Source organism: Streptomyces sp. UH6 (assembly GCF_013421635.1).
GTDB classification, from domain to species: Bacteria; Actinomycetota; Actinomycetes; order Streptomycetales; family Streptomycetaceae; genus Streptomyces; species Streptomyces abyssomicinicus.
Map to the genome: position 1 here is coordinate 1 of NZ_JACADT010000248.1, position 6,738 is coordinate 6,738.

The window sequence follows — 6,738 nt, forward strand, 5'->3', positions numbered from 1 at the left end:
GTGCCCCGGCCCTCGGCGGGAGCCTCGTCGGCCCACCGCGCCGTCAGCCCGTTGAGCGCGCGTACCGTCCGGCCGTCGATCCTCATCCGCCCCGCCCGCCCCGCTTGCCCCGCCCGCCCCGATCGAGTGATCCAGGCTCTGTCGCGGCACGGTACCGCGGGACGGCCGGGCGGGCGGAACCGTTTTTCCGGGTCCCACGACCCCCCTCAGGCCCCCCTCAGGCCCCGGCTCGGTCCTCCCGCAGGTCCTTGACCCGCTTCAGCTTGCCGACCGACCGCTCCAGCGTCTCCGGGTCGACGACCCGCACCTCGACCGTCACGCCGACACCGTCCTTGACCCCCTGGGCCACGGCCCGGGCCGCCTCCTCGCGCCGCCGGTCGCCGGCGCCCCGCTGGGCGGCCTCCACCAGGACCGTCATGTGGTCCATCCGGCCACGCCGGGTCAGCTGTACCTGGAAGTGCGGGGCGAGGCCGGGGACGCGCAGCACGACCTCCTCGATCTGCGTCGGGAAGACGTTCACCCCACGCAGGATGATCATGTCGTCGCAGCGCCCGGTGATCTTCTCGATGCGGCGGAACGCCGGCCGGGCGGTGCCGGGCAGGAGCCGGGTGAGGTCGCGGGTGCGGTAGCGGACCACCGGCAGCGCCTCCTTGGTGAGGGTGGTGAACACCAGCTCGCCCTCGGCGCCGTCCGGCAGCACCTCGCCGGTGACCGGGTCGACGACCTCGGGGAGGAAGTGGTCCTCCCAGACGTGCAGCCCGTCCTTGGTCTCCACGCACTCCTGGGCCACGCCCGGCCCCATCACCTCGGACAGGCCGTATATGTCGACGGCGTGCAGGCCCACGCGCTCCTCGATCTCGCGCCGCATCTCCTCCGTCCACGGCTCGGCCCCGAAGACGCCCACGCGCAGCGACGTGGTGCGCGGGTCGATCCCCTGGCGTTCGAACTCGTCGAGCAGGGTGAGCATGTAGGAGGGCGTCACCATGATGATCTCGGGACGGAAGTCCTGGATGATCCGCACCTGGCGCGCCGTCATCCCACCGGAGGCCGGGATGACCGTGCAGCCGGCCCGCTCGGCGCCGTAGTGGGCCCCGAGACCGCCGGTGAACAGGCCGTACCCGTAGCTGACGTGCACCTTGTGGCCGGGGCGCCCGCCGGCCGCGCGGATGGAGCGCGCCACCAGGTCGGCCCAGGCCGACAGGTCGTTCTCCGTGTACCCGACCACGGTGGGACGGCCGGTGGTGCCGCTGGAGGCGTGCACCCGGCGGACCTCGGACATCGGCACGGCGAACATGCCGAACGGGTAGGTGTCCCGCAGGTCGCTCTTGGTGGTGAACGGGAAACGGGCCAGGTCGTCGAGGGAGCGGCAGTCCTCCGGACGGACCTGGGCCTCGTCGAACTTCCGCCGGTAGCGCTCGACGTTGTCGTAGGCGTGCCGCAACGAGGAGCGCAGCCGCTCCAGCTGGAGCTCCCGCAACTCCTCCCGGGTCAGGCGCTCGGCCGCGTCCAGCAGTTCCCCGGGGAGCGGCTCCCCGAGGCGGGCGGGGCGGGTCCGCACGGCGGACGGGTCAGCGGTCATCACGACTCCTCGGGTGCTGGAGGCGGCCGGCTCCGCCGCCGACCGCGCGGCTGCGGCCGCGGAACTCCGCGACCACCACGTCCCCGCGCCGGACCGTGACGTCGTAGACGCCGTTGCGGCCGAAAAGGATGCGTTCCTCCGCGGTCGCCGTCAGGACGTCGTCCTCGTGCACGGGGGCGACGAACGCGATGTCGGCCCCCGCGGCGACGGTCACCGGACCGCGGCTGTTGCAGGCGCAGGCGAAGGCGGTGTCGGCGAGGAGGAACAGGTGGCCGCCGTGGGCGATGCCGTGCCCGTTCACCATCGCGCGGGTCACCCGCATCCGGCACACGGCCTTCCCCGCGCCGGACTCGACCAGCTCGATGCCGAGCCGGGCCGAGGCCTCGTCCGCGGCGAACATGGCCTCCGCCGGACCGAGGGAGCCCTGAGTAGTCCGCGTCACGGATTCCACCACCCTGTGTAACCGACCGAACATTCGGTATTCGTGCGCAGGGCCAGTAATTCAGCCGCGCGGGAGGGCTGTCAAGGGGTGTGGACAGTGGCGTCCGGTGGGCGTCGTGTGTGCGGTGAGGGCGGCGGGGCGCCTGCCCGAGATCCGTCCGTGACTCGTCGCGATCCGCCCGAGGCTGCTGGGCGGCACCGGGGCGTTCGTTCTGGGCGGTGGCGGGCGAAGCGCCCGTATTTCCCCGACGATCAACGAAACCCCTGCTTGCGAGAGGGGTTGACGCCCGGTCAGGCCGCTCGTACGGTCGCGACCGCGCGCCCTTGCAAGAGCTTGCAGCAAGCCTCATCCATTTCTTGCAGTCGGTCGCGTGTCCCTCGGCATCACCCCCCCCCGCAATCACCCGCACCGTTCCCCTCTCCCCCCAGTGGAGGACACATGGCCAGAAGGATCACGGCCGCGGCTCTCGCCCTCGTGGCGGGCGCGGCGACGGCCGTCGTGGCGGCTCCGACGCCGGCACAGGCCGCACCGCCCGGCGACAAGGACGTCACGGCCGTCCTGTTCGAGTGGAAGTTCGCCTCGGTGGCCAAGGCGTGCACCGACCAGCTCGGTCCCGCCGGCTACGGATACGTGCAGGTCTCGCCCCCGCAGGAGCACATCCAGGGCTCCCAGTGGTGGACCTCCTACCAGCCGGTGAGCTACCGGATCGCCGGCCGCCTGGGCGACCGCACCGCGTTCAAGAGCATGATCGACACCTGTCACGCGGCGGGTGTGAAGGTCGTGGTCGACACGGTGATCAACCACATGTCGGCCGGGTCCGGCACCGGCACCGGCGGCTCCTCGTACACCAAGTACGCCTATCCGGGCATCTATTCGGCCCCCGACTTCGACAACTGCACGGCGCAGATCAGCAACTACGGCGACCGCGGCAACGTGCAGAACTGCGAGCTGGTGGGCCTCGCCGACCTCGACACCGGCGAGGACTACGTCCGCGGCCGCATCGCGGCGTACATGAACGACCTGCTCTCGCTCGGCGCCGACGGCTTCCGGGTCGACGCCGCGAAGCACATGCCCGCGGCCGACCTCGCGGCGATCAAGTCGCGGCTGACCGACCCGAACGCCTACTGGAAGCAGGAGGTGATCCACGGAGCCGGGGAGGCGGTCCAGCCGGACGAGTACGTCAACACCGGTGACGTGCAGGAGTTCCGCTACGCCCGCGACCTCAAGCGGGTCTTCACCAACGAGAACCTCGCTTACCTGAAGAACTACGGCGAGTCCTGGGGCTACCTGGGTTCCTCCAAGGCCGGCGTGTTCGTCGACAACCACGACACCGAGCGCGGCGGAGACACGCTCACCTACAAGAGCGGCTCCGCCTACACCCTCGCGAGCGTCTTCATGCTGGCCTGGCCCTACGGCTCACCGGACGTCCACTCCGGCTACGAGTTCACCGACCACGACGCCGGTCCGCCCAACGGCGGCCAGGTGAACGCCTGTTACAGCGACGGGTGGAAGTGCCAGCACGCCTGGCGGGAGATATCCTCCATGGTCGCCCTCCGCAACACCGCCCGCGGGCAGGCGGTGACCAACTGGTGGGACGACGGCGGGGACCGGATCGCCTTCGGCCGCGGGAGCAAGGCGTACGTGGCGATCAACCACACCACCTCGGCGTTCTCCCGGACGTTCCAGACCTCGCTGGCGGCCGGTGACTACTGCGACGTGCAGTCCGGCCGAGCCGTCACGGTCAACTCCTCCGGCCAGTTCACCGCCACCCTCGGCGCCGGCACCGCGCTGGCCCTGCACACCGGGGCGCGCAACTGCTCCGGAGGGGTCCAGCCGGCCGCCGGGGCCGCGTTCCGGGTGAACGCCACCACCGTCCTCGGTGAGAACATCCACGTCGCCGGTGACTGCTCGCAGCTGGGCGGCTGGGACACCTCCAAGGCCCCGAAGCTGGACCCGGCGGCCTACCCGGTCTGGAGCCTGGACGTGTCCGTGCCCGCGGGGACCACCTGCTCCTACAAGTACATCCGCAAGAACGCGTCCGGCGCCGTCACCTGGGAGTCCGGTGCCAACCGCACCCTCACGGTGCCGTCCACCGGACAGATCACGCTGAACGACACCTGGCGTGCCTGAGCGGGGCGCGTGAGAAAGGGCGGCCGGGATGCCGTACGGCATCCCGGCCGCCCCTCGCCCACGTCCGCGGGCGCACGCGAGGCGCACGCGGGCCCGTGCCGGTCAGGACACGATGTCCTTGCGGGCGAATCCGCGGAACGCCAGTGCGAAGAGCACCAGCGCGTAGGTCACCGAGACCGACATGCCTTGCAGCATCCCGTCGTACACGGGCTGCGGCTGGATGGCGTCCGCCCAGGCGAACTGCCAGTGCGCGGGCAGGAACTCACGCCAGTGCCCGAGCGCCTCGACCTGGTCCAGGACGCTGCCGACGATGGTCAGGCCGACCGCGCCGCCCACCGCGCCCAGCGGTGCGTCGGTGCGGGTGGAGAGCCAGAACGCCAGGCCGGCCGTGACCAGCTGGGACACGAACAGGTAGCCGACGATCAGCAGCAGGCGCCAGAGGGCCTCGGTCAGCGGCAGCGAGCCTCCGGTGGGGATGCGCAGCGGACCCCAGCCGTAGGCGACCGAACCCACCGCCAGCGCCACCAGCGGCAGCCACACCATGGCGGCCAGGCTCATCGCCAGCCCGACGGCCAGCTTGGACGACAGCAGCCGCATCCGCGGCACCGGCGCCGCCAGCAGGTACCGCAGCGAGGACCAGTTGGCCTCCGAGGCCACGGTGTCGCCGCAGAACAGCGCCACCGGCACGACCAGCAGCAGGCTCGCCGAGACGAACAGGCAGGTCGCGGCGAAGTTGACGCCGGACGCGGTGGCCGTGTCCATCAGGTTGATCCGGCGGCCCGGTCCCTCCTCGCCGTCGTCGCCGACGGCGAAGGCCACCGCCATGACCACCGGCAGCAGCGTCAGCACGGCCGCCATGGCCAGGGTGCGTCCACGCTTGAGCTGCCGGGCGAACTCCACCCGCAGCGGCAGGGTCCGCCCCGGCCGGTAGCCCTCGGCGGTCGCGGCGCGCGCCGGGCCGGCCTCGGGCTCGGTGAGCGTCGTGCTCATGCGGGGCCTCCGATCAGGGTGAGGAACGCGTCTTCCAGCCGCCGGTGCGGGCCCACCGACTCCACCGGGACGTCGAGCCGGACCAGCTCGGCGACCAGGTGGCTCGAGGCGCCGCCGGCCTTCAGCCGGACCACCAGGCCGTCGTCGGTGGCCACCGCGGTGTCCACCCCGGGCAGCGCGGCCACCTTCTCCACCAGCGGCGCGGCCACCGGCTCGGCGGTCCCGACCAGCAGCGTGTCGCCGGTGCCGACGATCTCCGCGACCGGACCGGCCTGCACCAGCCGGCCGTGGTCCATCACGACCAGATGGGTGCAGGTCTGTTCCACCTCGGAGAGCAGGTGGCTGGAGACGATCACGGTTCGGCCGGCCGCGGCGTACCGGATCATCACCTCGCGCATCTCACGGATCTGCGGCGGGTCGAGCCCGTTGGTGGGCTCGTCGAGGATCATCAGGTCGGGCAGCCCCAGCATGGCCTGGGCGATGGCCAGGCGCTGCCGCATGCCCTGGGAGTAGGTGCGCACGGCGCGCTGGAGGGCGTCGCCCAGGCCCGCGATCTCCAGCGCCTCGTCCAGGTGGGCGTCCTCGGCGGGGCGACCGGTGGCCCGCCAGTACAGCTCCAGGTTCTCGCGGCCGGACAGGTGCGGCAGGAAGCCCGCGCCCTCCACGAAGGCGCCGACCCGGGAGAGCACCGGGGCGCCCGGCCGGATCGCGTGGCCGAAGACCCGGATCTCCCCCTCGTCGGGCCGGATCAGGCCCATCAGCATCCGCAGGGTGGTGGTCTTGCCGGCGCCGTTGGGGCCGAGCAGGCCCAGCACCTGGCCCTTCTCCACCCGGAAGGAGAGGTCCCGCACCGCGTAACGGTCGGCGGAACCGGCGTACCGCTTGCTCAGCCCGGTGATCTCCAGCGGCACACCGGCGAGTTCGCCGGACGGCGGCGGGGTGGCCGCGCGGCGGCGGCCGGCCAGCAGCAGCGCCAGCGCGATCACCAGGCCGGCGAGCGGCAGCCACCAGATCCTGGCCGGCAGCGGGGTGGCGGCCGCCGTCACGTCCTGTGCGGTCGGGACCATCAGGTCCCCGCGGAGGGAGACCGTGTACGTCGCGGGCGCCACCGGCGAGGAGTAGGCGAGGTCGGTGGCGGCGAGGACCAGCCGCAGCCGGTGCCCGGCGCGGACCTCGTGGTCGATGACCGGCAGCGCGATCCGCGCGTCCTGACCGGCCGGCACCCGCAGCGGGGAGACCAGCTGGGAGGGCAGGACCTGCTGACGGCCGTCGGGGCCGACGTCGTAGACCTTGGCGAAGAGGACGGCGTCGTCCGCCGTGGACCCGACGTGGAGGGTGGCGGTCGGGGACCCGGTGATCCGGACGTCCTCGGTCAGCGGCCGCGACTCGAACGCCGCGAACTGGCCGGGGATGTCCAGGGAGATGCCGACGCCCAGCGAGGAGAGCTGGGACATGCCGCCGCCCGCGGCGAGACCGGGCAGCGAGGAGACGGCGGGCGGCGCGGCGCCCGCGGGGTTCTCGATCCGCTGCTCCTTCCCGGCCAGCGGGACGCGCAGCGGGTCGCCGTTCAGGCCGGGGTACTCCGCGCCGCTCGCGC

The 6,738-nt window shown here is 72.6% G+C and carries 5 protein-coding genes; 1 reads left to right on the plus strand and 4 read right to left on the minus strand.

Translation table 11 applies throughout. The annotated features are described in order from the left end of the window. Positions 1–217: 217 nt before the first annotated feature. Together paaK and paaI are read right to left on the minus strand one after the other, a co-directional pair. Positions 218–1,579, minus strand: a complete 1,362-nt coding sequence (gene paaK, locus HW445_RS14345) for a phenylacetate--CoA ligase PaaK (RefSeq protein WP_180221410.1) — start codon at positions 1,577–1,579, stop codon at positions 218–220. Then, entirely contained in the window at positions 1,569–1,979 is a 411-nt protein-coding gene (gene paaI, locus HW445_RS14350) for a hydroxyphenylacetyl-CoA thioesterase PaaI (protein ID WP_257231068.1), read from the minus strand. The genes paaK and paaI overlap by 11 nt, the downstream gene beginning before the upstream one ends. Before the next feature lie 480 nt (positions 1,980–2,459). On the opposite strand from paaI, the gene HW445_RS14355 reads away from it, so the two are divergent. Beyond that, positions 2,460–4,151, plus strand: a complete 1,692-nt coding sequence (locus HW445_RS14355; RefSeq protein WP_180221412.1) for a carbohydrate-binding module family 20 domain-containing protein — start codon at positions 2,460–2,462, stop codon at positions 4,149–4,151. Between the two features lie 102 nt (positions 4,152–4,253). Here HW445_RS14355 and HW445_RS14360 read toward each other — a convergent pair whose 3' ends face one another. Then, positions 4,254–5,141, minus strand: a complete 888-nt coding sequence (locus tag HW445_RS14360) for an ABC transporter permease (RefSeq protein ID WP_180221413.1) — start codon at positions 5,139–5,141, stop codon at positions 4,254–4,256. Further along, positions 5,138–6,738: ATP-binding cassette domain-containing protein (locus tag HW445_RS14365; RefSeq protein WP_180221414.1), on the minus strand; the 1,601-nt coding region annotated here is incomplete at its 5' end. The genes HW445_RS14360 and HW445_RS14365, both read right to left, overlap by 4 nt.

Coding starts and splice junctions, on each gene's coding strand:
- paaK (WP_180221410.1), bottom strand. CDS start 1,579: ATGACCGCTGACCCGTCCGCCGTGCGGACCCGCCCCGCCCGCCTCGGG.
- HW445_RS14355 (WP_180221412.1), top strand. CDS start 2,460: ATGGCCAGAAGGATCACGGCCGCGGCTCTCGCCCTCGTGGCGGGCGCG.
- HW445_RS14360 (WP_180221413.1), bottom strand. CDS start 5,141: ATGAGCACGACGCTCACCGAGCCCGAGGCCGGCCCGGCGCGCGCCGCG.
- paaI (WP_257231068.1), bottom strand. CDS start 1,979: ATGTTCGCCGCGGACGAGGCCTCGGCCCGGCTCGGCATCGAGCTGGTC.